Origin of the sequence: Pauljensenia sp. UMB10120, assembly GCF_030212035.1 — a bacterium.
GTDB classification, from domain to species: Bacteria; Actinomycetota; Actinomycetes; order Actinomycetales; family Actinomycetaceae; genus Pauljensenia; species Pauljensenia radingae_A.
The window spans coordinates 95,702-121,800 of sequence record NZ_JASODH010000008.1 but is presented as its reverse complement, the minus strand read 5'-3'; the positions used below and the strand labels follow the sequence as shown (position 1 = coordinate 121,800).

The window sequence follows — 26,099 nt, the reverse complement described above, 5'->3', positions numbered from 1 at the left end:
AGTAAGACACTGCCGCAATCAACCGTGAGTTGGGGGTGGGGTACAGGCCTGGAGACAGGCACGTACCCCACCCCCCCCTTTTTACGCGCACACGCAAGCCCGCACACCCAGCGGGGCCGACCGACCGGATACCCAGTCAACCAGCATTTCATGTTTCACATCACATACGCCGCGGCGAATAGCTATTATGAGATCGGCATTAAAGCCACCGACAACGAATGGAGACAGACATGAACTTTGACGATCTGAAGAACAAGGCGACCGACGCGGTGCAGAACTCCGGCAAGGCAGACGATGTGCTGAACAACGTGTCGGAATCAGCCAAGAACGCCACCGACCACCAGTACGACGACAAGATCGACTCAGCGCGCGACGCGATCTCCAGCAAGATCGGCCACAAGGACGAAGCGGGCGCCGAGGATCCCCAGGCAGAAGCCAAGTAAGAACTTCACGTCGTAATTCGAGCTGGTAGGGCACAATGGTCTCGTGAATGAGAACCAGTCCCTACCAGCTTCGTGCATTATTGTGGCCGCAACACCGATCGGCGATGTCAACGACGCGTCGCCTCGGCTGTGCGCAGCCCTCCAGCAGGCAGATGTCGTTGCCGCCGAAGACACGCGCCGAGTCCGTGCATTGGCCTCGCGCCTCGGTGTCCACATTGCAGGATCCATCCTCGCCCTCCACGACCACAACGAGGGCGAGCGCGCGGGCGCACTCATCAGCCAGGCAAAATCAGGTGCACGCATCCTCGTCGTCTCCGATGCCGGCATGCCGACAGTCTCCGATCCGGGCTATCGCATCGTTCACGGAGCTATTGACGAGGGAGTACGCGTCACCGCCCTGCCAGGCCCTTCCGCTCCAGTAACGGCCCTCGCTGTGTCGGGTCTGCCATCAGACCGCTTCGCCTTTGAAGGATTCCTGCCACGCAAACAGGGAGAAGCTGAGCGCACCCTCAAGGAACTGGCACGCGACCCGCATACTCTGATTTTCTTCGAATCACCGCGCCGGGTTCATGCCACGCTGTCGTTGATGTCTGAGCACTTCGGTGGCGCCAGGCGCGCGGTCGTGTGCCGAGAGCTGACCAAAGTGCACGAAGAAATCATGCGCGGAACCCTGGCGGAACTGGTCGACGCTACGCAGGGCGACGTGCTCGGTGAGATCACCATTGTCGTTCAAGGCGCCTCTCAGAGCGTGAACGCACGGGACCATGTGCAGGCCGTCCTTGCCCTTGTTGACGAAGGTATGCGCCTGAAAGACGCTGCCGCTCAGGTCGCGGAAGCAACGGGTGCGCGCCGCAATGACCTGTACCGGGAAGCGCTGAAAGCTCGGTAGGAGGCCTCGCGGCCGCGCGGCTAGAACGTCGCAGCAGTGGATGCGAGCTGCTGCACGCCCTCGTCGTTCATGCGTTCACGAGCCTTGACACCAAGCTCTTCGCTCACCGGCGCCGTCAAATCTGAAAACACGCGAACCGTGAACTGCTCACGAACCGCATCGATTGCCGTATCGCACACGCAATGAGACTCAGCCAGTCCCACCACATCCACGTCAGTGATCCCCGCGTGGTGAAGTGCGTCGGCCAGGGTGGTGCCATCGTCTGCGACACCCTCGAACCCTGAATAAGCAGCCTCGTACTGGCCCTTCTTGACGGCAATGTCGACGGGAACATCACTGAGTGCCTGGTGGACTTCCGCATTCGGTGTGCCGGCAACACCGTGAGGCGGCCACGAGTCGACGAAATCCGGCTCGTCGGAAAAATGCGCACCTGGGTCAATGTGCCAGTCCTGGGTGGTCGCAATGAGGTCGTACGTATCCGGGTGGCTGCTCACAAAAACGGCGATACGCTGCGCAACCGCGTTGCCGCCCTCGACTCCGAGTTCACCGCCTTCGCAGAATGTCGGTTGGACATCGACGATGATGAGCGCGCGGGACACGGTTCCTCCTCATGATTCGGTGCATATGCGCACCTTTGTGGGTTGGTCTTAACTGTAGATGTACGGCAGCGAAAGTGCGAACCGACAGGCATGAAGTGCGTGCGAATATGACTACCACATGCCGATCGCCCTGCAGCCGCACTTCAATGTCGTCCACCGAGCCGAATTTGAATCAGAGCGCCTTGACATTGCGCGCGAATGGAACCTGGGTGTCTTCCCTTATTTCTCGCTGGCTTCCGGTTTCCTGACCGGTAAGTATCACCGCGGCGACAAGCTGGAAGGCGACCGAGCCGGAATGGTGGCTCCGTACGTGTCCGCTCAGGCGTTCGACGTGGTTGACGCGGTGACGCGCATTGCCCGCGATAAGGATGTGGCACCGGCTGCTGTCGCCCTCGCCTGGCTGATCGCGCAGCCCACCATTGCTGCACCGCTCGCCTCGGCACGTAACCTCGGGCAGCTCGAAGGCATCATGCAGGCCAGCTCCGTGGAGTTGAGCCAGGAGGAGATTGACGAACTGACGCGCCTGTCGGATGGGCTTTAGGTCACGACCGGCCCCGGCCCGTTCCTCACAGGCGGAAAATCAGTCTAGGCTAAGGGTATGAGTCGTATTCTGTCTGCCGTCGCGTGGCCCTACGCTAACGGGCCGCGCCACATTGGTCATGTTGCTGGTTTCGGTGTTCCCTCTGACGTGTTCTCCCGCTATATGCGAATGGCGGGGCACGACGTCCTGATGGTGTCGGGAACGGACGAGCACGGCACACCGATCCTGGTGGCGGCTGACCAGGAACACGTCACCGCCCGCGAACTTGCCGACCGCAATAACCGCCTGATTGTCGAAGACCTGCAGGCACTGGGCCTGTCCTACGACCTGTTTACGCGCACCACCACCGGTAATCACTACAACGTTGTGCGCGCCATGTTTGAGGTTGTCCGAGACAACGGCTACATGCTGGTGGAAACCACGCGAGGCGCAATCTCTCCCTCGACGGGACGCACCTTGCCGGACCGTTACATCGAGGGCACGTGCCCACTGTGTGGGGCCGAGGGAGCGCGCGGCGACCAGTGCGACAACTGCGGCAACCAGCTTGACCCGACAGATCTGATCAACCCGCATTCACGCATTAACGGTGAGACACCCGAGTTCGTCTCCACGGACCACTACTTCCTCGACTTGCCCTCCCTGGCCGCTGCGTTGTCGAAGTGGCTGGATGAGCGTGAAGAGTCCGGCACGTGGCGTCCGAACGTCATCAAGTTCTCTCAGAACTTCCTCAAGGAAATCCGGCCGCGTGCCATGACTCGCGACATTGACTGGGGAATCCCGGTTCCAGGGTGGGAAGACCAGCCCTCCAAGCGCCTGTACGTCTGGTTTGACGCGGTCGTCGGCTACCTGTCCGCATCGATCGAGTGGGCGCGCCGAAGCGGCGATCCTGACGCGTGGCGCAAATGGTGGAACGACCCGGAGGCGCTGTCCTACTACTTCATGGGCAAGGACAACATTGTCTTCCACTCGCAGATCTGGCCGGCTGAACTGCTCGGATACAACGGTGAAGGTGCGAAGGGTGGCGAGCCGGGCGACCTCGGACATTTGAACCTGCCCACAGAAGTGGTCTCGTCTGAGTTCCTCACCATGGAAGGCAAGAAGTTTGCCTCCTCACGCGGCATTGTCATCTACGTGCGAGACATGCTCAGCCGCTACCAGCCTGACGCGCTGCGTTATTTCATCAGCGCGGCCGGCCCGGAAACATCCGACGCGGACTTCACGTGGACGGAGTTCGTGCGCCGAACCAATTCGGAGCTGGTGGCAGGGTGGGGCAACCTGGTCAACCGCACCGCATCGATGATCCACAAGCGCTTTGGTGAAATCCCGCAGCCCGGAGAACTCACCGACGATGACCGCGCATTGCTGGACGCAGTTGAAGCCGGCTTTGATGAGGTCGGCTCGCTCATCCGCACGCATCATCAGAAAGCCGCGCTGGGCCAGGCAATGCACCTGGTCGGCCTGGCGAACAAGTACGTGACTGATCAGGCACCGTTCAAGTTGAAGGCCGAGGAGGAGCGCCCTCGTCTGGCAACAATCTTGTGGACACTGGCGCAGGTGGTGAGCGACCTGAACATTATGCTCAGCCCGTTCCTGCCGCATTCAGCCAACGACGTGGACACCGTGATGGGCGGCGAGGGCACCATCGCCCCCATGCCGCGCATCGATGAGGTTGAAGATCTGGACGTGACGAACGAGGATGGCTCACCGCGACGCTACCCGATTCTGACCGGCGACTACACGCATGTTCCTGAGTGGAAGCGCCATGATATTGAGGTCGGCCGTCCGATCGCCAAACCCGCGCCCGTCTTCCGTAAGCTTGACGACGCCATTGTCGACGAGGAGCTGGAGCGGGCTCACGCCTGACAGTGCCGCGTAGCTAGCGGCCCTCTTTACGTGCCGTGACTACTGCCGCGACGATCAGTCCCAGGCCCAGTAGGATCAGTGATCCGATGAGCAGGATTGACATGTTGACCGTGGAATGAATTCCCACGATGAACACGAGGACTCCTGTCATGATGATAATTGCCGCCCAGATGAGCTGCCCAACGTTGACCGACGGTGGCGGCGGGGGCGGCAACGCGGGTGCCGCAGGATTTTCGCCTTGCTCGGCAGAGCGCCAGTCCGCGCTGTCGGGCAGCGCCTCAGTGTCGGTCTTCTCTGGTGTTGATTCGTCGCTCATTGCTGCATCCTTATCCATTGCTGCGTGAAGATGATTGAGCAGTGTCTCCTGACTGTGCGCCGCTTTGAGACAGGTCGCCGCTCTGGATCGTGTCACCGGAGATATCTGCAGGCGCAGACTCGATGATGGTGACGCTGCCGTACACATTGGTGATTTCCAGGTTGATCCCGTGCTGAGGAGACCAAAAATCATTGCGGAATGCCAGTTCCTCTGACACGAACTGCACTTCCGGAATCCATGGGCTGGACACCCGGCCTCCTTGTGCATCCAGCCAGTAGTCCGAGCGGATCAGACCGACCGAGCTATACAGATGAAACCCCACCGGCTGATTTTGACGCATCACGATCGTCACATCGCCACCAATATCGTCCAGACGTATCGTCTTGAGCACATCTGCCGGCGCCTGCGAAAGATCCAGAGTGATTGAACCAGTGTCGGATAATTGCGTCGCAGTCCAGTCGTATGTCACGGCTGTGTCTGCCTCTGCCATGCCCGGTTCTTCGCTCTCCAGGGTCTGCAGGTATTGCTCCTGCTCGTATTCGGTGTAGCCCACAGCCAGTACAAGTGGAGAGCATACTGCCACAAGAACGGACAGGCAGATCAGCCATGGCGCGCGACGCCCTCGAAAAGCCGTGAACGCAAGGACTATGCCGAGCCCCACGAGAACGCTCGCTGTCAGAACCACGAACACGCGTACCGCATCCACGCCGCCCAGACCTTCCTGAACGACCAACGCGCACGCTGCTGCAAGAGCAAGGACAATGAGGCCGGTAATGGCCAGGTTCGCCGGCATCGGCACAGAGGGCGAGGCCGGCCGCTGCGCAGGTGGCACCGTCCACGGATTGTTCGGCGTGCCGGTGGCAGGAGATGGTGTTGGCGCACTCACAGGCCGAGGAGCGCTGGCGGGGACATAGCTGGATGGTGGCACATGTGGTAGCGCGCCTTTCTGATGGTTACGCGTGTACTGCACCGCACCGGCAATCGCCATAATGGTCAGGATGATCGCGCCAAGAATGACGAGTGGGTAGATCCACGGCACTGCAGCACTGGAAGCCAGTCCGACCAGAGTTGTCACCAGTGCGCCCGCAAACCCCACATCGAATGTGCCGAATCGGATCAGCTGTTCACAGTGAATACGGCCGTCGCGGTACTCAGGCAGGAAAGCCCACGCCAGTCCATAGGCAGGCAAGATGAAAACGGAACACAGCAATCCCAGAACAATCGCCATTGCTCGCACGAATGCCAGATTCCAGCCAGTGCGCGCAGACATGCCGGCACATACGCCTCCGACCAGGCGATCCTCACCGCGAAACCAGCCTGACCGACGGATGGAATCGAAAAACGATGAGGACCCGGGATCGGTGAAGGGTGCGCCTGCTGAATAACTCATGAAACTACTGTGGCAGACTGAGTCGTTCACATCCATCGGGGAGAGCCCTGATTCCCCCCTGAAAAGAAGCTGAGAATCACGGTCCGGAGCGGTTTTGATGCCAAGATAGAACAGTGACAGCAGCCAATCGTGAGCGCGACAACGGGTGGATTCCGCCTGCCCGCCATGACTCCTCACGTCCACCGCTGATCCGCGCCACACATTCCTCACAGGCCATGCCGCGTCCGATCCTGGCCGGCGTCTGCTCCGGCATTAGCGTCCATATCGGATTACATGTATGGACCGTCCGCGCGATCTGCCTGTTGTTGTGCACGGTGGGAATCGGCATTCTCCTGTACGTCTGGTTCGCCGTCACCATGCAGGTGGACCGCGGCAGGCGCACAAGCCGATCAGATGGCGCGCTCGCCACCCCTTTGACGCGATCGACCTTTTCAGCCCGATCCAAAGGCGTATCCGCCCAGCTGCTTGCCGCCGGACTGATCGCGATCGGCCTCGCCACTGTTCTGGCGATCCTCGTGGTACTCAACGTCGCCCAGGCCGTTGACATCCCCGCCATACTCGCCTCCATCGTCGGACTGGCACTGGTGTGGAGCCAGAGCGCCTCGCGCCGCAAGAAACTCAGCGCGCTGAACATCGTACTGATCGCCGCCGGCGTCGCATTCTTCCTGCTCGGCATTTTCGCCCTGTTCTTCGGCAGCACGTCACGTTTCCTGGTGACTCGCTCCCTGTTCGTCGGCGTGGTGCTGATCGGTGGACTGATCTTCGCGGTTGCTCCGCTGTGGCTGCGGGCCTCAACGAACCTGTCAGCGACACGTGAACAGCAGGTGCGCGACGCCGAACGCGCAGATATTGCCGCTCACCTGCACGATTCAGTCCTGCAGACGCTGACACTGATACGCGCTCACGCCCAGGATCCGACCCGCGTCTCAGCATTGGCGCTGCGTCAGGAACGCGAACTGCGATCCTGGCTGTACACGGGTCACCACGAAGTGTCCGACTCCTTTGCCGCAGCTCTTCGCGAGTCCGTTGAGAACGTCGAATCCCGCTACGGCGTCCCGATCGAGGTAGTAAGCGTGGGAGATTGCGTGCCCACCGTTCAGGCCCTCGCCCTGGTTGCCGCCACCACGGAGGCCGCCACGAACGCTGTGCGTCATGGTCGCCCACCGGTCACCATCTACGCGGAAGTCGGCTCAATCAGCCTTGATGTCTACGTGAAAGATCAGGGCGAGGGCTTCGACCTGGACACAATCCCTGACGATCGCCACGGCATCCGACACTCCATCATCGGCAGAATCGACCGGGTCGGCGGCACGGTGACGATCCGTCGCCTGTCATCTGGTACCGAGATCCACATGAATGTCCCCATCGACGAGGGCGACGCTGCGCCCTCGGAGACCACTGAAAACTGAGAGGGAAGAACTGGTGAGTATTCGCATCGTCGTCATCGATGACCATCCTCTGGTGAGAGCAGGTGTGCGCTCCGAACTGGAAGAATCGGGCGCTGACCTGACCGTGGTGGGCCAGGCCGCTGATGTGGACGGCGCTGTTGCGGCCTGCCGTGATCTGCAGCCTGACGTGGCACTGCTGGATGTCCACTTGCCGGGCGGGCAGGGTGGTGGTGGCGCGGAAGTCGTGGCGCGTTGCGCAGATATCCCGCAGGTGCGCTTCCTGGCACTGTCGGTGTCAGATTCGCCCGAGGATGTGGTGAGCGTGATCAGAGCAGGCGCTCGCGGATATGTCACAAAGTCGATTTCACCTGGCGACCTGCTGGAAGCCATTAAACGCGTTGCGAGCGGGGACGCGGCATTTTCGCCCCGCCTGGCAGGTTTCGTGCTTGACGCGTTCGGCACGCGTGAGGTGGCGGCCCACGAGGACGAACTGGATCTGCTTTCAGCGCGCGAGCAGGAAGTCATGCGCTTGATTGCGCGTGGCTACACGTACAAGGAAGTTGCAGCCGAGCTGTTTATCTCAGTGAAAACCGTGGAAACACACGTGTCAGCGGTGTTGCGCAAACTGCAGTTGTCGAACCGCAATGAACTGACCCGGTGGGCGGCTCAGCGTCACTTGATCTGACTAGTGGCTACGCGAAAAGCCACTGCGTGATGGTTGACCACACGGGTGGGGCAGTGGTGGGGTCCACGAAAAGTGCGGGTTCCGACAGGCCAAGCTCGGCCTGTGCCTCCTCAGGCACGACGACAATGGCATACAGACACGAGGGGACACCCAGCGTGATGATCATGTCTGTCGTTTCCCATTGGCGCACTCCTGCGGTGCTGAGATCCTCCCCACCGTCGTTCATTGCGGCAAGTGTGTCAGTTGTCAGCAAGTTCAGAGTCCACTGGCCAGACTGGATTTCGCGAGCCAGCGCGCTGTCATCCCCTCCAGCCTGAGCAGCACCTTTCAGCACCTGGTCGCACCGAGTGCTGTCTGCCGAGTACAGCCCTTCTAGCAGCTCCACACTCATCAGGATCGGCCCCTCGTGAACAGACGGGCGAGGCATAAGGTCGAGGAACTGTCCGACAACGGATGGAACCTCTTCTGGGGGCAGAGCATAGAGGTGAACGCCGTCGTTGCTGTGCTTGGCGATCGTTGTTGATCTGGAGCTGATCCACGCTTCAACGACCTGGGCTGAATGGGGGCGAACGTCGAGAGCCTGGAATCGTGAGCGCACCGAGTACGCTGCGTTGAGTGCCTCCAGAGCTGTGGGGGTCGGGTCGCCCGATTCGTCAAGGATATGAGCGTCCACCAGTGAATGATGAACAGCATCTGACAGTGGCTCGCCATTGATGATGAAGGATGTCAGTTCGTTCCATTCGTCTTCCGATATGACGAGGACGGGTCCTCCAGCGGTAGCCTGCACAGTTGCCATGAAACTATCCTTCGCGTGAGTGGTCGGTTGGCGCGGCCGGCATCGCCTCAAGGCTTGCACCAACGTTTTCGAAAAGTTCGTAGTGTGCGCCGTAGTCGCGGGTCGCGCACGACAGTGTTGCCGTGTAACCGCGCGGCTGGTCTGGATCGAGCCACGTGAACTGACGTATCGTGATGGATTCGTCATCGAGGATGTAGCACCCCAGGCGCGCGAAACCCTTCCATTTTTGCGTGGCGACTTCAGACAGGTCCAGCAGGACGAACCCTGGGATTTCGTTGAGCAATGCGTGCGTGGTGGTGTCTCGCCACTCCAGGTCGCCCAGGTCGTTGGGAACCGACGCGACGGTGATGACCAGGTTCGGTGCGTATACGCCACCGCCGCTGTTCTGCGTCTGCGCAGCGATGCAGTCGATTGCCGAGTCATTTCCCTGAGACTGTGAACCCGCCGGGTTGTCGGGTTTCACTTGCGTCCACCCCTCTGGAAGGAGGGCGCTGACGACATGCCCGTGAACTGTTGGAGAGCTGTCAGATGTCATGCCACTCATTGTGCATCGCTCCTTTGAGCATCGGTACCGGACTCAGTGCTGTGATCCACGCGCGAGGCTTTCAGAGCGCGCTGTTTTTCGTGCCATTCGGGATACATCTGTTTGGGAAGATCAAAGTTAAAGAAACTGAGAATGACGCCAATCATGGGAATAAAAATCAATGCCAGCATGAGTGCGGATAGCGGTTTGGAAAGTTGACTGTCCTGCAGATTGCCTGTGAGTGCCAGAACTAAAGAACCAGCGAAGAAGAAAAGAGCGATCGAAGGCTCGCCAAGGGCTATTGAGTTCTTAGAACCAAGCCACTGCGCCTGCTTGCGGAAAAAACGCCCTGGCCATGTGTCAGTGAACATAGCTAAAGCCCACATCACAGCCATCAGGATCCCAAAAATACATCCCAAGGCAATCAAGCCAGGATCCTCCTTTCAAATAGCCCGTCGTCACTCATGAGTTCAGTGGAATAGTTTGGAGACCAGTGACAGTGCACTGTCTCCCACCGCATCCCCAAACTTCGATGCCGCAAGTCCTCCGATTGCACCGCCGATGAGGCTGCCCGCGAGAATTCCAACGGGTCCACCAAACGTTCCGATCATACCGCCGATCTTCGCGCCAGCCGTAGCTCCAGCCCAGCTGCTGACACCACTGACAGCGGCGCGCGTACCGGCACGCGCGATACGCTCGCCTTCACCCATCTGAGGATTATGGGCATCGGCTTGATATTGCTCGTACCCCTTCAGTCCGGCACTGAGGACATTCATGCCCCTGCCGACCCACTTGGTGGCAGGATGCGAAAGAATCTTGGAGGCGCCCTTCGAAATCTTCGCAGCGGTACTTCCTGCCTGACCCGATTTTGCCACCCAGTTCTTCGCTTTGGTCATGGATGAAAGCCGCTCGAACGTGCCCATGCTCTTGGGGGAGACGAACTTGCCACCTGCCCCGCGTGGCGCGAAACGGAATCTTGAGTCCATCGGCAGCCACTGTGCGGCTTTACCAAGGTTCTTGGCGCGCGAGAAAGCCCAAGGTACCAGAGCCAACCCAAGACCTGGTGGGAAAAGGCTCTTAATGAGCTCTTCGAGGAAATTGAGTTGGTCTTCGCACGCACTATCCATTGTCTCGTGCGCTTCCTGCTCACTTTGACGCAGTTGGTAAGCAGTTTCACCCGCGGCGTTGTACGCCGTGACCTTCCTGTTGTACTCAGCAATTTCAGCAGGACTGGGGTCGCCAACGGGCGGAGTTGGTTCGTTGATCACGTCGCCCGTGACGATCAGACCATTGCCGGATGCTGTGCTTCGTGCTTGAGCAAAATCGTTGCGAATTCCTCTGATAGTGCCAGAAAACGTTGTCAGTGCTGTTGTGAATCTGCCCAAAGAATTTGCGCACTCGAGCAGAGAATCTATCGCTGTGCTGATCTTGTTGACAGACGCGTCATGTGTTTCGCCCTCCAGAGCATCACTGGTGGAGCGACGAACGTCCGAAAGGTTATCGACGTAGTCATCCAGTGAGTCTTTTGCTGCGTTCAGCGATGCGACAGATGAATCTATCTGCGACGGATCAGCTTCGACGCTGGTGTCAATTGCCATCTCAGTCTCATTCCCTTAGGGCTGCTGCGTGTAGGTTGAGGAAAATCGGCCTTGGTGTGTGGTATCAACGTGGACAAACGTCTTGATCGCCGTGTCCATGCCCGACGCGAATGTCTCGACCTGCTTGCCTGCTGCGGCGATGCTTTCCTGCAACGCTGTTGTGAAGGATGAACAGGCAGCGTCCGAACGCCCCGTTCCCTGTGGTGCGTTGAGCGTGATGCTGCGGATACTTGCGGCGGTTGAATGTGCCTCGCTGGCAGCCTTATGCGCCTCAGCGGTATCTACTACCAGATTCATACTTAGAGGCTACAGCGGGGTATTCGATCTTTCAATGGTGTGACTTAAACTACGGACTTCAGAGAATGTCAACTTCAATTGCCCCCTTGGAGTGATGTAGGTCATCTTGTTACGATGTGCACGCACCTAGTGACCGCGTAAAGGAGCAATGGTGAATACCACGTATCGTCGTCGCGTGGCTGCAGGAATTGCAGCCGGCACGTTTGTAACTTTAGGCTTCGGAGTAGCCGCACAGGCCGACACGGCGCAGTCAGATGCTGAGCCCATGTCGGCTTCTTCTGACTCACCAGCACCAGCACCGGCGCCGCGCACGTCAGAGCGAGCCGCCAGGCAGAACAATATTGTGACTCTTGATCTGTACAAGCTTACAGACGTTCACGGTCATATCTCCCAGGTATCGAAGGACGGGAATGTGACCGAAGCCGGTCTTGCCGCTGTTGGCTGTTACCTTGACCAGGCCCGTGCAGCCAACACAAACTCGACGTTTACGCTGCTGGGCGACAACATCGGAGCAAGCCCCTACGTCAGCGGCTCGTTGAACGATAATCCCACAATTGAAGCTCTCAACCTTTTGCGCCCGGATGCCTCGACGATCGGCAACCACGAACTCGACATGGGCCAGGAGGTCTTCAAGCAGCGGGTTGACGGTTCAGCTGCCGACCAGTTCGTCCAGGCTCAGTTCCCCTACCTGGCAGCCAATGTCAAAGGGATGGGCACCTACCGTAATGATCAGGGCGAAGAAGTACCCTACCTGGGTGACACGAAGATTGTGAGCACGCCCTCCGGTGTCAAGGTCGCTTTCATTGGTGCGATAGCGCAGGACGTTCCCTACAAGCTCTCACCCAAAACCACTGAGGGCCTGACATTTGACGACCCCATTGCGGCTGTTAACGACCTTGCAGGTTCCCTCAAGTCGAGCGGACAGGCGGACGTTGTGATCGCCATGCTTGACGACGACGTGAAGAACAACTTCCCGAAGATGGGGAAGAATGTCGACGGCCTCATGGGTGGTGACACGCACGTGCCATACGACTTCGACATGGTGGATGGAGCCGAAGGTAACAAGCTCTCAGCGGTGGCTTCCGGCTCGTACACCGACAATCTCGGCGTGCTGCACATCCAGTACGACACTGCGAAGAACACAGTTGTTGAATCCAGCGCGGACCTGATCCCCGCCAGCGAAATCGCGCAGTGCGGCGAGGATCCTGACATCAAGGACGTCGTCACCAACGCTGAGAAGATGGCGAAAGAAAAAGGCCAGAGCGTTGTTGCCACAATCGCTCCCAACGCGAAGTTCTCACGCGGAGTCTTCGACAAGGCCGAGGGAGAGTCGGCCGGCCCCGGATCCAACCGTGGCATCGAATCAACACTGGGAGGTCTGGCTGCAGACGCAATGCGTCACGCCGTGACCACCCCTGACGGCAAACCCGTGGACATCGGAATGATCAACGCCGGTGGCCTGCGAGCCGATCTTCAGGCCAATGACAAGGGCGAAATCACCTACGCCTCCACATTCGCGGTCATGCCATTTTCGAACCAGATTGGATACGTGACCCTCAAAGGCTCTGACATTAAGCAGGCACTTGAACAACAGTGGAAGACCAACCTCAATTCGCAAAACTCCCGCCCGATGCTCAAGCTTGGCCTTTCCTCCAATGTCTCCTACACCTATGATCCCGCCAAACCGTACGGTGAGCGCATCACATCCGTCCTCGTCAACGGAGCTCCGATCGACGAGTCCGCCTCCTACACGGTGGGGTCGGTGACGTTCCTGCTTAGTGGCGGTGACAGCTTCGACGCCCTGACCAACGGCGGTGAACCGGTCATTTCACAGGGACTCGACAGGGATTACTTCAATGAGTACCTCAAGGCTCACGAGGGGGAACTGGCCCCTCGAGCACTTAAAGGATCAGTCGGCCTGTCACTGTCAGGTGAGGCGGTGCCGAACAACTCGGTTATCTCGATCGACCTGCGTGGACTGTCCTTCAGTGAAGGCCCGGGAATCACCGACACGGTCACCGTGAGTGCAGGAAGCCAGAAGGCAACCGCCAAGGTGAATAACTCACTGGTCGAACCTCAGGCCAATACGGAGGCCAGCATCATCACCACTGATGGTGCAGGTCAGGCTCAGGTTGAACTGACTGCTCAGGCTGACTGCTCGGCGACCCCCGGACAGGTAGTCGAGCTGCCACTGACCGTGTCGACCGATGCCGGTGATGTTGTCACAGCGACCAATGGCCTGGTTGTGCGCGTCTCCTGCCCGGCCGCCCAGCGTCCCGTCGAGGAGGGAAAGGCGCCAGCAGGTGCCCCTCAGACCGGTAAGATCGCGCGGACAGGTGCCACCGATTCAGTTGCGATTGCTGCCCTGGTCCTTGCCGGCGTGGGAGCTGCGCTGACGATGCGTCGCCACCGCGCCTAAGATCGCTGTCACATCCGCCCTGGGCATCGCGCGGGTACGGAAATGCCCGTGCGATGCCCTACAGTGGAGTCGATGAATCAGCGTTATTTTTCAACCAGACGGCCACGTATCGCCCTTCCGGACCTGGGCTTCACCCAGACCGCAACGGAGCCTGACGCCGCCCTCGTCAATGACACAGATGTCGATGCGCTGCTGGGCGGGCTGAACGATCAGCAACGCGACGCCGTCACCCACGAGGGCAGTCCCCTTTTGATTCTGGCTGGTGCCGGGTCAGGTAAGACGCGTGTGCTGACCCATCGCATCGCCTGCCTGCTGGAAACGGGGCGCGCACGCCCCAGTGAAATCCTGGCGATCACCTTCACGAACAAAGCGGCAGCTGAGATGCGTGAACGCGTGGCGAACCTGATTGGGCCTGCGGCAAGATCCATGTGGGTGTCCACATTCCACTCGGCGTGTGTGCGGATCCTGCGCAAGGAACACGCTGCGGCAGACTTGACATCAACGTTCACGATTTACGATGCGCAAGATTCGCAGCGCCTGATACAGATGGTGCTCAAAGCCGCCAACGTCGATGTCAAACGCTTCACGCCGAAAATGGTGGCCGCACGAATCTCTGACCTGAAGAATGAGCTGGTCGCTCCCGCCCAGTTCGAGGCGAATGCGCCCAACGATCCGATCTCGCAGGTTGTGGCGGAAGCGTATGTCGAATACGACAAACGACTGCGCCAGGCTAATGCCCTCGATTTTGATGATCTGATTTCGCGCACAGTAACCCTGCTGCGCGACAAACCCGCCGTCGCTGAGCACTACCACCGACGTTTCCGTCACATCCTGGTCGACGAATACCAGGACACGAACCACGCGCAATATGTGCTGGTTCGACTGCTCACCGGCAGTGGCGATGACGGTGTCGACAGCGCGGAGCTGACAGTTGTGGGTGATTCGGACCAGTCGATCTACGCGTTTCGCGGCGCCACGATCCGCAACATCGAAGAATTCGAACGCGATTTTCCCGGTGCCCGCACGATCTTGCTGGAACAGAACTACCGATCCACGCAGAACATTTTGTCCGCAGCCAACGCCGTCATTGCTCGCAATCAGGGCCGCCGCCCGAAGAACTTGTGGACCGCTCACGGTGACGGGGCGCCGATCGTGGTGGCCGCACTGGACAGCGAATATGGCGAAGCGCGTTTCCTCATCAAAGAAATCCGTCGCCTGCACGACCAGGGAATTGACGAGGGTGACATCGCGGTGTTTTATCGCACGAACGCGCAATCACGTGCCTTGGAAGAACTCCTGGTCCAACAGGGAATCGCCTACCGGCTGGTGGGTGGCACGCGCTTCTACGAACGCAAGGAAATCAAGGATGCGATCGCCTATCTGCAGGCCGTGGTCAACCCCGACGACACGGTGTCGCTGCGGCGGATCCTCAACACTCCGCGCCGCGGCATCGGTGCGCGCGCCGAGGGTGCATTGCTGGCGCACGCAGACCTGTATAACGTGTCGCTGGGTGAAGCGATTCGACACGTCTGGGTCCACGCAGGCAGTCCCGCTGGTGAAGGGGAAGGGATCGAGATCCCTGAAACAGAAGAAAAATCAGCAGCGGAATCTGCCGGCGACCCTGTCCCGTCCGTTCAGGGGCTTACCCCGCGGGCATCTGCATCTGTCGCAGGTTTCTGGGGGTTGCTTGAAGCCGCACGCGCACTGGACAGGGCCGGCGCGCCGCCAGCCGATATTCTCGACGAGATCCTTGACCATTCCGGCTACCTTGCCGAACTCAAGCGCTCAGATGACCCTCAGGATGCATCGCGCGTGGAGAACCTGGCTGAACTGCACACTGCTGCCACGACGTTCCGTCAAAGTGAACCGGAAGGAACGCTGCTCGACTACCTCGAACGCGTCTCACTGGTGGCTGACGCCGACCAAGTGCCGTCCGATGAGGAGCGTGGCGGCTTTCTGACGCTGATGACCGTTCACACCGCTAAGGGTCTGGAATTTCCCGTTGTTTTCGTCACCGGTATGGAGGATGGCATCTTCCCGCACCAGCGCTCCCTGGGCGAAGAAGCTGAACTTGAAGAGGAACGCCGCCTCGCGTATGTGGCGATCACGCGAGCCCGCTCACGCCTGTACCTGACGAGGGCGGGGCAGCGTTCCGCCTGGGGCACACCGCAGGAATTTCCGCCCTCACGCTTCCTGGATGACATTCCGCCCGAGCTGATCGATGAGCGCTCCTCCATGACATCGACAGAACGCCTGCGTCAGGTGCACCGACAACGCACCGATCGGTACGGTGACGCTGATGCGGCACCGGCATTCGGGTCAGGGCATTCAAATCTGAGGAGCGCTGCTTTTCGCCTTGCGGGTCGGCGCGCTGTCCGAATGGGAGTTCCACCGGCTCAACAGGCGGAGCCTCCCTCGGACACGACGTCGCTGGTACTGAAGACCGGTGACGTGGTCGAGCATGCGACGTTCGGACGTGGCACCGTGCTGAGCGTGGAAAACAGTGGGGCGCGGGCCGTGGCGCGTATTGACTTTGCCGGCCGGACGAAGAATCTGCTGATCCGAATGGCTCCGCTGACGAAGATTTCATAGGAATTTTGTCCAAAGGGTAGGACTGAAGGCCTCCTTCACGGTAGTCTGAAGGCGATGTCTCGATGTCAAGGTAATTTGTGGCGTCGAAGAAGATCGTGCGAATACTGAAAAGGAGACAGGCGTGGACCTATACGAGTACCAGGCGAAGGAACTGTTCAAATCGCATGACGTGCCAATCCTGCCGGGTATCGTCATCACCGAGGCTGACCAGGCAGTTGACGCTGCGAACACGTTGAACGCTGACCTTCTCGTCGTGAAAGCGCAGGTGAAAACGGGCGGCCGCGGGAAAGCCGGTGGCGTCAAACTGGCTCGCAGCGGCGACGAGGCCCGCGAACATGCCAGCAAGATTCTCGGCATGGACATTAAGGGACACACAGTTAACACAGTGATGATCACCGCAGGATGCGATATTGCCGAGGAATATTACTTCTCCATCTTGCTCGATCGTGCGAACCGTCAGCACCTGGCGATGTGTTCACGTGAAGGCGGCATGGACATTGAAACCCTCGCCAAGGAGCGCCCCGAAGCACTGGCCCGCGTTCCCCTGGATGCGCAGCGCGGCATTGACGAGGACGTTGCGCGCGACATCCTGACTCAAGCAGGATTCGAGGGCGACACGCTCGAAAAGATCGTGCCCGTCCTGGTCAAGCTCTGGGACACCTATCACGGCGAAGATGCCACGCTGGTGGAAGTCAACCCGCTCGTCCTGACACCAGAAGGCGACGTCATCGCGCTGGACGGCAAAGTCTCGCTCGATGACAACGCGCGCTTCCGTCATGCCGAGCATGAACAGTTCATCGATACTGCAGCTGAAGACCCTCGCGAAGCAATGGCGAAAGCTGCAGGCTTGAATTATGTGCGACTGCAGGGCGAAGTCGGCATCATCGGTAACGGTGCCGGCTTGGTGATGTCCACCCTCGACGTTGTTGCGCTCGCAGGCGAGGAATACGGTGTCAAGCCCGCGAACTTCCTGGACATCGGTGGCGGAGCGTCCGCTGACGTGATGGCCAAGGGCCTGGATGTCATCCTCGGAGACGAACAGGTGCGCGCCGTGTTCGTCAACGTGTTCGGTGGGATCACTGCATGCGACCAGGTGGCGCAAGGTATCGTTGAAGCACTGTCGATCCTCGGTGACAACGCTACGAAGCCGTTGGTGGTGCGCCTTGACGGAAACCGCGTTGATGAGGGACGCGAAATCCTCCAGCAAGCCAGTCACCCGTTGGTCCACATGGCACACACCATGGACGGAGCAGCCCGCATGGTGGCGCAGCTGGCTGCCGGCGTCGAGCCCGACCCTGAAGACACATCCGATCCGGCCGCCCCGCTGGCCTGAAACCTGGAAGCACAAGGAGACTTCTCATGTCGATTTTTCTTGACTCACACTCACGCGTCATCGTCCAGGGCATGACCGGATCAGAGGGACGCAAGCACACCCAGCGCATGCTCAACTCGGGCACCGCCATTGTCGGCGGCGTCAACCCGCGCAAAGCCGGACAGTCCGTGACATTCGATGTCCAGGGATACGGGCCGATGGCTGACCAGGTCACCGACGGCCCTGTCGACATCCCTGTGTTTGGAACGGTTGCAGAAGCGGTGAAGGAAACGGGTGCCACAGTATCCGCCATTTTCGTGCCGCCGGCATTTGCGAAAGACGCTGTACTCGAAGCTGTCGATGCCCGCGTGGAGACGGTCGTGGTCATCACCGAAGGCATCCCGGTCGCTGACTCCACGGAGTTCGTGGCCCGCGCACGTGAAGCGGGCGTGCGCGTGATCGGACCGAACTGCCCGGGCATTATCAGCCCCGGACAGTCGAACGTCGGCATCACCCCGGCAGACATCACCGGCCCAGGACGGCTGGGACTGGTATCGAAGTCAGGCACACTGACTTACCAGATGATGTTCGAACTGCGTGACATCGGCTTTACCACCTGCCTGGGAATCGGTGGTGATCCGGTTATTGGCACCACGCACATTGACGCGCTCGAAGCCTTTGAAAATGACCCCGACACCGAATTGGTCGTCATGATCGGTGAAATCGGTGGCGACGCGGAAGAGCGCGCAGCTCAGTGGATTTCCGAACACATGACCAAACCGGTGGTGGCCTACGTTGCCGGTTTCACGGCTCCGGAAGGCAAGACGATGGGGCATGCCGGCGCGATCGTGTCTGGATCTTCCGGCACGGCCGCGGCGAAGGCTGAAGCACTCGAGGCCGTCGGCGTGCGGGTGGGCCGTACACCTTCCCAAACTGCCATCATCGCTCGCGAGATTCTGCAGAAATAACATCCGGTCGTGCACCGCTGATCGTGAATGAACTTTCTCATGGTCGGCGGTGCACCTCCATGTGTGGGCGCGGATGCGAGACGATGAAGAACGATGACGCACTCACCTGACTCTTCCCCATCGCAGCGCCCTGACAGGCAGCGCGCAGAAGCGGACCTGCCCGCTGATGAGATCCCAACCGAGGTGGTTGGCGCGTGGCTTGAGGAGGAAGACCGTGAAGCAGGTGAGTCGCTGATTTTTGGGCCGGCTCACGATGAGGCAGACAGTGATGATGAACCCGAATTGGATAATTCGGAAAAAGAAACTGAACGCCTCGACCTTGACGGAGCCGACGAGACAGATGCCAAGGCGCCCTCGCCAATTCGAGTGGCCCCGGCACCTCAGGTGCACGACGAGGAACCTCACACCACTCGCACCGCCGTGCGGCGACGCACGATCCGCATCGCACTGCCTGACGGGTGGGCACGCTCCGGCCTGGCCGGCATTGAGGCGGCCCTGATCGGATGGGCGTTCATGATGGTCGTGACGCTGGTGGGGTACTGGTTCGTCTCGCAGAACCCCTGGCTGGCGTCGACCAGCTGGGACGATGCTCGGGCAGTCGGTGGTGACCTCTGGGCTGCGACGCTGGGAGCGCCGATCACGGTGGGGCAGAGCGACATCCTCGCCATTCCGACACTGCTCGGAGCGCTGCTGATCATCATTTTGCGTGTTCTTCTGCTGCCGGGACGGGATTTTCCTGCCGCCGCGCAGTGGATGGCTGTCCCCACGTTTGCAGTCACGGCGCTCATTACGGCTGGAGCGTCCTCGGCTCACATCAACGTGTGGCGCGCACTGCCCGGTGCGCTCGTCATTCCGCTTCTGGCAGCGACCTGGGCGGTAGTTGCTGCTCGACACACGTGGACATGGCCCACGATTTCATCTGAACGGCGCGAATCGTTGACATGGCTGTGGTCAGGGCTGCGCCTTGGTCGCATTGCCGTGGCACTGACAGTGCTGTTCAGCCTGATCATGAGCGCCGTGTCAATCCTTGTTTCTCTTCAGCGTATCTCCGGTATCCACGAACTGCTCTTTGCTTCGACCAAGGACACGGTCATCATCAACATTGTTCAGGCCTTGTTTGCTCCGTCGATCATGGCATGCGCACTGGCGTGGATCGCGGGGCCTGGTTTCTACGTGGGTGCCGACACCCTCCATTCAGCGGCGAACGCACCTGTTGCGCCGATTCCGGCGATCCCGATTCTTGCGGCCGTCCCACAGACAGCTCCGGGCCACTGGGTGGCCTGGGCGTTGGTGGGAGTGGGAATCCTGCTGGGCGCATGGGCGGCGTGGCGGCATCGTATAACGCACCTGTGGAAACAGGCGGCTGCGATGGGAGTGGCCACCGTGATCACTGCGCTCGTCATCGCAGCGTGGCTTGCCTCGTCGCGCATGTCGTTGGGGTCGACCCGTCTGAGTGTCGTTGGCCCGCGCGTGTGGTGGAGCGTGCTGTTCGTCGTACTGGAAGTGTGCATGGTCGCGCTCGCGGTGTCCCTGGCAGCACATCCGACCACGATCGCGTGGGTGCGCCGAGCGGCCGCAGCTTTGACGGCGTGGACGAAGGCGCGTATTGCCGCATGGAAGGAGAATCGCGCCCAGTCATCGACGAGGGAGACGCCCCTTCCAGCTCCTGACCTGAATGAAGCCGGCGAAGAGACGCCGGAGGAAGAGGAAACGGCGCTGGAAGAAGAGGCGACAGAAGAACTGCCCGCTCCTCCGCGTGCTCCGGATGCCCGCATGGAAGCACTCAAAGCCAGCGCTGCGCCCACGGAACCCATCGCCGTGTCAGACAATACTGACAACAGTGACGAAGATCTGAAAGATCACAGCTAGTCGCATATCCAGCGCCGCCCTCGTACACTAAAAGAGGCCGCAACTGGCGAGGGTGGAGGACCACCGGGAAGCGGCTGAAGCAGCCTCGCACGGCGCCGCCCGCCTGGGCGCTGAGGACCGACCTTGAACCCCTTTGGAGGAAGAATTGTCAGTCCGTTTGGATAACCTCGAACCCGTTGATGTCCGCCCGATCCGCAGAGCACTGATCTCCGTTTACGACAAGACCGGCCTGGTTGACCTGGCTCGCGCACTCGCGGATGCTGGCGTCGAAATCGTGTCCACCGGTTCAACTGCACAAAAAATCCGTGACGCGAAGATTCCTGTGACGCCCGTGGAAGACGTGACCGGTTTCCCCGAGGTGCTGGAAGGCCGCGTCAAGACGCTGCATCCGAAGATCCATGCCGGCATTCTCGCTGATCAGCGCAAAGCCGATCACCGCCAGCAGCTCGAAGACCTGGGGATCGCAGCATTCGACCTGGTGGTATGCAATCTGTATCCGTTTGAGGACACGGTTGACTCGGGCGCAGGATTCGACGAATGTGTTGAGCAGATTGACATCGGCGGCCCGTCGATGGTGCGCGCTGCCGCGAAGAATCACCCCTCTGTTGCCATTGCTACCAACCCGGAGCAATACGACGCGGTGATCGACGCTGCACGTTCTGAGGGATTCACTCTGGAGGAGCGTCGCGAACTGGCAGCGGCCGCATTCCGTCACACAGCAGATTACGACGCCGCCATCGCTGACTGGTTCGAAGACGAACTGGATGCTGACCTTGATGTTGACGAGTCGGCTGAAGCCGATGACGTTGATGACGCACAGTGGCCACCGGTTCTCGTATCCGCTTTCGAACGCCTCCACACCTTGCGTTACGGCGAAAACCCGCATCAGGATGCCGCCGTATACGGCGACATCGTCGAGCTGATGGGCGAGGGCGAAGTTGACGTTGAGTTTGACGAACCAGGCGATGAACAGGACGGCGACGACACGACCCAGGACCTGCTGCCTGGCATCGCGAACGCGCGCCAACTGCATGGCAAAGCGATGAGCTACAACAACTACACCGATGGTGACGCAGCACTGCGTGCAGCATTTGACCATGACGAGCCGTGCGTGGCTATCATCAAGCACGCGAACCCGTGTGGGATCGCCATTGGCGCAGATGTGGCGGAAGCACACCGCAAGGCGCATGCATGCGATCCTGTGTCAGCATTCGGTGGAGTGATCGCAGTCAACCGTGAGGTCAGCGTCGAACTGGCAAGGCAGATCAAACCGATCTTTACCGAGGTCGTCCTGGCGCCCTCCTACGCCGAAGGCGCACTGGAAGTACTGGAAACGAAGAAGAACCTGCGAATCCTGCAGGTAGTGCCACCGGTACGCGGAGCCCTGGAGTTCAAGCAGATTTCCGGGGGACTGCTGGTGCAGGAACGCGACGACATTGACGCTGACGGTGACGACCCGGCGAACTGGACTTTGGCGGCAGGCAAGCCGGCCGACGAGGCAACACTGCGGGACCTGGAGTTCGCATGGCGCACCGTGCGAGCCGTGCGGTCGAACTCAATCCTGCTAGTTCACGACGGAGCAAGCGTCGGGGTTGGCATGGGGCAGGTCAACCGCGTGGACTCCTGCCGTCTGGCGGTCGAACGCGCGAACACGCTGGGTGGCCGTACAACAGGTGACGCCGCTGCTGACAAGGTGGATTCGGCGGGCGGTGCACGCACAGCCGATGTGGTCGCTGACGAGCCGGAGCGCCGTTCCGAAGGTGCCGTTGCAGCCTCGGACGCATTCTTCCCGTTTGCTGACGGCCTCCAGGTGCTGATCGATGCCGGCGTGAAAGCTGTCGTTCAGCCCGGTGGATCGATCCGCGACAACGAGTCGATCGAAGCAGCACAGGCCGCTGGCATCACGATGTACATGACGGGAACCCGTCACTTCGCGCACTGACAGGCGCTCAACGATCTGCATATGCGGGGTAGAGTCAGCTCTACCCCGCAATGTAGATGGGGCTGTCTTCGCACGCATGAGTCCGCTTCCTCATAATGGAACGCAGACCGACACGTCAACGTGAGGAGCTTAGTCCATGTCCACGGTTGCCAAACGAATCGTCATCGCCCTGGTGGCACTGATTGTTGTCGCCGCTGCGCTGCTTGGAGTCGCTGTCGTCAGGTGGGGACCCAACTTCGGTATTTGGCTGACTGAGCCCAGTCCACAGCGCTACGGTGAAGTCGCCCTCGGCCATCTTGACCAGGGAATCAACGCATCGTCCGAAGCCTGGCAGGATGAGCGCCCACGAGTCGAACAGGCAATCAGCGAAGCCACCAGCATTGACGAGGTCGACGCTGTCCTGTCCGATGCCGTCAAAATTGCGGGAACGAAGCACTCGTTCTTGATGATGCCGGACGAAGCGCAAGAAGCCGTCGACGAGTACGAGGCGCCGAGCGTGGAAGAAAACGACGGTGTCGTGACTGTTCACATGCCCGCGTTTATGGGCACACCCGACCAGGGCAGCGAATACGCGCAAACTATTGCGCAAGCTGTGTCCGGAGCGAATGTGTGCGCGGCGGTGATTGACCTCAGTGAAAACGGTGGTGGCGACATGGGGCCGATGATTGCCGGTATCTCGCCACTGATTCCTGACGGTCCCGTGTCCTACTTTGTTACGGGCGGAGGCGAAAGCGCCGTCATATTGGAGAGCGGGAAGGTCAGCGGCGGCGGAAGGCCCACGACCGTTGACATCACGGAAAAGTCAGAGGTGCCGGTCGCGATTGTCACCGGTGAACACACTGGCAGCTCCGGTGAGCAGGCTTTGCTCGCTTTTAAAGGCGTACCGAATACGCGCGTGTTTGGCCAGCCGACCGCAGGATATGCCACGGTCAATACACCGTTCCCGCTGTATGGAGGAAAGCAGCTTGTGGTCACAGTCGGCGTGACGAAAGACCGCATGGGAACGACTCACGCGGAAGATCCGATCGCACCGAATGTGACGGTGGAACCTGCTCAAGCGGTGAACGCGGCAACGCAATGGGCGCGCGACCAGGGTTGTCAGTAGATCGCTCAGCGTTGCCCTGCCGCGAACTCGCCTGTATTCACGTCGATGACCATGCGTTCAGGTCCGGCAATGGCGGGAGGTTCGCGGAACAAGAGGCGCATCAGGCACGGTTGGGGGTCGTTCATACGACGTAGCATGACGCAGAAAAATGAACTGCGCTCGACAATGCGATAACAAGAAGAGAACGGCCTTGATGTTCTAATTTACCGACTGTAATATTAGGGTGTTAACTGCCGTGAAAGGACAATGATGACTGACGCTGCTTACCCATTCCAAGATGCTGCTTTATCGACCACTGAACGCGTCGACGACCTGCTGGGACGCCTGACGGTTGAAGAAAAAGCCGGACAACTGACCCAGTACTTCTACCTCGCTATGGCGTTGAACCAGCAGGACGGCGCGCCCGCTGACGGAGAAGATGCGAACACAGCCCAACGCGCGATGGTGGAAAAAGCGATTAAAGCGGGGCGGGTAGGATCACTCCTGTTCGTCAACGAAGCCTCTGAGACGAACCGGCTGCAGAAACTGGCGATTGAGCACCATCGCTTCGGAATCCCATTGATCTTCGGCTACGACGTCATCCACGGTTTGCGTACCATCTTCCCGGTGCCACTGGCAATGGCAGCAAGCTGGGATCCTGACAGCGCCTCGGCCGCCCAGCGCATCGCAGCACGCGAGGCGCGTTCAGTCGGCATCCACTGGGCATTTGCACCGATGGTCGACATTGCACGAGACCCGCGATGGGGACGCATCATTGAAGGCGCAGGTGAAGATCCCTACCTGGGCAGTGCGATGGCTGCCGGACAGGTGGCAGGCTTCCAGGGCGGTGCGGGTGCGGACGACGCTGTGCCAGGTGACGCCATCCTTGCCGGTCCCAAGCACTTTGCCGGCTACGGTGCGGCTCGCGGCGGCCGCGACTACGAAGACGTCGACCTGTCCGATTCGGAACTTCACAATGTGTATCTGCCTCCTTTCCGTGACGCTGTTGCCGCTGGCGCACGCAACATCATGAGCGCGTACATGGATCTGAACGGCGTGCCTGCCTCGGGCAACAAGTGGTTGCTGACCGACACGCTTCGCCACGAATTCGGCTTCAAGGGGTTCGTTGTGTCTGACGCGAACGCTGTCCACTCGCTCACCGTCCAGCACTTCGCCAAGGACCTGCCCGATGCGGGCGCGCGAGCCGTCAACGCCGGTCTTGATATGGAAATGGCGATGTTCGAGGCCGCATACGAGCACCTGCCCGAAGCGGTAGAGGACGGACGTGTCTCGATGGAGGTGCTGGATGAAGCTGTCCGTCGCGTACTGCGCGCCAAGTTCGACCTCGGCCTGTTTGAACATCCATATGTTGACGAGGGAGACGCTGCCGCAACCCTGTCCACACCTGAGCATCGCGACGCAGCACAGCACGCTGCTGAACGCACATTCGTGCTGCTGAAGAACGAACACTCCACGCTGCCGCTCAAGGCAGACAAGACGTCTTCCATCGCAGTGATCGGTGAGCTGGCCAACGCACGGCGAGACCCACTGGGCCCATGGTGCTTCAAGTACGACACCGATGAAACAGTGACGATCCTGGACGGTATTCGCCAGCGCGCCGGTCAGGATGTGAACGTTGAGTTTGAACCTGGCGCGGGAGTAGGGGAGCGCCTCTATCCCTCGATGTTCGACGATAATGACGCGGTCGTGGATCGCACCCCCGAGGACTGGGATGATGATGCGCACATTAACGCCGCCGTGGAACTTGCTGCACGCAGTGATGTTGCGGTCGTGGTGATCGGCCAGCATCAGAACCAGATCGGTGAGAAGGCCTCCGTGTCCACCTTGGAACTCCAGGGGCGCCAACTGGAGCAGCTCCAGCGTCTGGCAGAGACGGGAACCCCCCTCGTTGTCCTGTGTATGTCGGCCCGCCCGCTGGACCTGACTTGTGTTGATAGTCATGAGGGCGTCGGTGCGATCATGCAGGTCTGGTATCCGGGGACGCGTGCAGGTGCAGCCGTGGCAGCCGCGCTGTTTGGTGATGTCTCGCCTGCCGGTCGTCTGCCGATCACATGGCCACGCAACGTGGGGCAGGTGCCGATGGTCTACAACCACTACCGCACGTTCCAGCCCGAAGGCGCAGGTGAGCGTTACTTCAACGAGCCGAGCACGCCGCTCTACCCGTTCGGATACGGCTTGAGCTACGCGTCATTTGAGTATTCGAATCCGCGTTTGGATCGTGACCAGATCCGCGTCGGTGAGACAGCCACGCTCAGCGTTGACGTCACGAATACCGGGGATGTGGATGCCGACGAGGTTACCCAGCTGTACATCCACCAGTGCTACGGCACGTCCTCGAGGCCTTTGCGTGAGCTTAAGGGATTCTCACGTGTGAGCATCCCGGCCGGTGAGACCGTGACGGTGACGTTCCCCCTCGGCCCCGATCAACTGCGGTACTGGAGCGCGGTCACGAAGGACTGGATCCAGGACGCCACGCGCATCGAACTGTATGTGGGTGGTGATTCCAATGCGCCTTTGGCAGGTTCGCTGACGGTGACGCAGTGATTGTGGCGCATGGGCCGTCC

At 60.1% G+C, this 26,099-nt stretch carries 22 protein-coding genes and 1 riboswitch; of the genes, 14 read left to right on the top strand and 8 right to left on the bottom strand.

All coding sequences use genetic code 11. The features are described from left to right. The first annotated feature begins 230 nt into the window (after positions 1–230). Positions 231–443: an Rv0909 family putative TA system antitoxin gene (locus QP093_RS08645; protein WP_157886304.1), complete on the top strand. Its 213-nt coding sequence runs from the start codon at positions 231–233 to the stop codon at positions 441–443. A 43-nt stretch (positions 444–486) separates the two neighbouring features. Next, the gene (gene rsmI, locus QP093_RS08640; protein WP_285016115.1) at positions 487–1,332 is read left to right on the top strand and encodes a 16S rRNA (cytidine(1402)-2'-O)-methyltransferase; all 846 of its coding nucleotides are present in this window, start codon (positions 487–489) and stop codon (positions 1,330–1,332) included. A 20-nt stretch (positions 1,333–1,352) separates the two neighbouring features. On the opposite strand, the gene QP093_RS08635 is transcribed toward rsmI, so the two are convergent. Further along, positions 1,353–1,931 (bottom strand): isochorismatase family protein, encoded by a 579-nt coding sequence (locus QP093_RS08635; protein WP_092648231.1) that lies wholly within the window; start codon positions 1,929–1,931, stop codon positions 1,353–1,355. 118 nt (positions 1,932–2,049) lie between these two features. Here QP093_RS08635 and QP093_RS08630 point away from each other — a divergent pair, with 118 nt between their 5' ends. Together QP093_RS08630 and metG are read left to right on the top strand one after the other, a co-directional pair. Then, the gene (locus QP093_RS08630) at positions 2,050–2,472 is read left to right on the top strand and encodes an aldo/keto reductase (protein ID WP_285016114.1); all 423 of its coding nucleotides are present in this window, start codon (positions 2,050–2,052) and stop codon (positions 2,470–2,472) included. Between the two features lie 57 nt (positions 2,473–2,529). Next, positions 2,530–4,335 (top strand): methionine--tRNA ligase, encoded by a 1,806-nt coding sequence (gene metG, locus QP093_RS08625; protein WP_285016113.1) that lies wholly within the window; start codon positions 2,530–2,532, stop codon positions 4,333–4,335. 13 nt (positions 4,336–4,348) lie between these two features. Here metG and QP093_RS08620 read toward each other — a convergent pair whose 3' ends face one another. Both QP093_RS08620 and QP093_RS08615 read right to left on the bottom strand, forming a co-directional pair. Beyond that, positions 4,349–4,651: a hypothetical protein gene (locus tag QP093_RS08620; protein WP_285016112.1), complete on the bottom strand. Its 303-nt coding sequence runs from the start codon at positions 4,649–4,651 to the stop codon at positions 4,349–4,351. Positions 4,652–4,661: 10 nt separating this feature from the next. Beyond that, the gene (locus QP093_RS08615; protein WP_285016111.1) at positions 4,662–6,041 is read right to left on the bottom strand and encodes a PspC domain-containing protein; all 1,380 of its coding nucleotides are present in this window, start codon (positions 6,039–6,041) and stop codon (positions 4,662–4,664) included. A 113-nt stretch (positions 6,042–6,154) separates the two neighbouring features. Between QP093_RS08615 and QP093_RS08610 the strand changes: the two genes are divergently transcribed. Both QP093_RS08610 and QP093_RS08605 read left to right on the top strand, forming a co-directional pair. Continuing rightward, positions 6,155–7,450, top strand: a complete 1,296-nt coding sequence (locus QP093_RS08610) for an ATP-binding protein (protein WP_285016110.1) — start codon at positions 6,155–6,157, stop codon at positions 7,448–7,450. 13 nt (positions 7,451–7,463) lie between these two features. Beyond that, positions 7,464–8,114, top strand: coding sequence for a LuxR C-terminal-related transcriptional regulator (locus QP093_RS08605; RefSeq protein WP_058236212.1), 651 nt, complete (start codon positions 7,464–7,466; stop codon positions 8,112–8,114). Positions 8,115–8,121: 7 nt separating this feature from the next. On the opposite strand, the gene QP093_RS08600 is transcribed toward QP093_RS08605, so the two are convergent. The 5 genes from QP093_RS08600 to QP093_RS08580 are packed head-to-tail and all read right to left on the bottom strand — an operon-like array spanning position 8,122 to position 11,328. Beyond that, positions 8,122–8,910, bottom strand: coding sequence for a hypothetical protein (locus QP093_RS08600; RefSeq protein ID WP_285016108.1), 789 nt, complete (start codon positions 8,908–8,910; stop codon positions 8,122–8,124). 4 nt (positions 8,911–8,914) lie between these two features. Next, complete coding sequence (locus tag QP093_RS08595; protein WP_092648237.1) at positions 8,915–9,454, bottom strand: hypothetical protein; 540 nt, start codon at positions 9,452–9,454, stop codon at positions 8,915–8,917. Next, a complete protein-coding gene (locus tag QP093_RS08590) occupies positions 9,451–9,861 on the bottom strand; it encodes a hypothetical protein (protein ID WP_285016107.1) in 411 nt (136 codons plus the stop codon). Before QP093_RS08590 ends, QP093_RS08595 begins: the two co-directional genes overlap by 4 nt. A 42-nt stretch (positions 9,862–9,903) precedes the next feature. Then, the gene (locus tag QP093_RS08585; protein ID WP_285016106.1) at positions 9,904–11,031 is read right to left on the bottom strand and encodes a tape measure protein; all 1,128 of its coding nucleotides are present in this window, start codon (positions 11,029–11,031) and stop codon (positions 9,904–9,906) included. 15 nt (positions 11,032–11,046) lie between these two features. Continuing rightward, positions 11,047–11,328 (bottom strand): hypothetical protein, encoded by a 282-nt coding sequence (locus QP093_RS08580; RefSeq protein WP_058236207.1) that lies wholly within the window; start codon positions 11,326–11,328, stop codon positions 11,047–11,049. Between the two features lie 148 nt (positions 11,329–11,476). Here QP093_RS08580 and QP093_RS08575 point away from each other — a divergent pair, with 148 nt between their 5' ends. The 8 genes from QP093_RS08575 (at position 11,477) to QP093_RS08540 (ending at position 26,079) form a co-directional block, all read left to right on the top strand. Then, the gene (locus tag QP093_RS08575; RefSeq protein ID WP_285016105.1) at positions 11,477–13,747 is read left to right on the top strand and encodes a bifunctional metallophosphatase/5'-nucleotidase; all 2,271 of its coding nucleotides are present in this window, start codon (positions 11,477–11,479) and stop codon (positions 13,745–13,747) included. A gap of 72 nt (positions 13,748–13,819) precedes the next feature. Then, positions 13,820–16,339 carry an ATP-dependent helicase gene (locus QP093_RS08570; RefSeq protein WP_285016104.1) on the top strand — a complete coding sequence of 840 codons (2,520 nt, stop codon included), beginning with the start codon at positions 13,820–13,822 and terminating at the stop codon, positions 16,337–16,339. Between the two features lie 121 nt (positions 16,340–16,460). Beyond that, complete coding sequence (gene sucC, locus QP093_RS08565; RefSeq protein WP_285016103.1) at positions 16,461–17,672, top strand: ADP-forming succinate--CoA ligase subunit beta; 1,212 nt, start codon at positions 16,461–16,463, stop codon at positions 17,670–17,672. Between the two features lie 26 nt (positions 17,673–17,698). Continuing rightward, positions 17,699–18,619, top strand: coding sequence for a succinate--CoA ligase subunit alpha (gene sucD / locus QP093_RS08560; RefSeq protein ID WP_058236204.1), 921 nt, complete (start codon positions 17,699–17,701; stop codon positions 18,617–18,619). A 93-nt stretch (positions 18,620–18,712) separates the two neighbouring features. Next, a complete protein-coding gene (locus QP093_RS08555; RefSeq protein WP_285016102.1) occupies positions 18,713–20,488 on the top strand; it encodes a cell division protein PerM in 1,776 nt (591 codons plus the stop codon). Positions 20,489–20,517: 29 nt separating this feature from the next. Beyond that, a riboswitch (ZMP/ZTP riboswitch) is annotated at positions 20,518–20,604 on the top strand. A 29-nt stretch (positions 20,605–20,633) separates the two neighbouring features. Then, complete coding sequence (locus QP093_RS08550) at positions 20,634–22,430, top strand: bifunctional phosphoribosylaminoimidazolecarboxamide formyltransferase/inosine monophosphate cyclohydrolase (RefSeq protein WP_285016101.1); 1,797 nt, start codon at positions 20,634–20,636, stop codon at positions 22,428–22,430. 136 nt (positions 22,431–22,566) lie between these two features. Next, complete coding sequence (locus QP093_RS08545) at positions 22,567–23,535, top strand: S41 family peptidase (RefSeq protein ID WP_285016100.1); 969 nt, start codon at positions 22,567–22,569, stop codon at positions 23,533–23,535. 249 nt (positions 23,536–23,784) lie between these two features. Continuing rightward, positions 23,785–26,079 (top strand): glycoside hydrolase family 3 N-terminal domain-containing protein, encoded by a 2,295-nt coding sequence (locus QP093_RS08540; RefSeq protein WP_285016099.1) that lies wholly within the window; start codon positions 23,785–23,787, stop codon positions 26,077–26,079. Positions 26,080–26,099 lie beyond the last annotated feature (20 nt).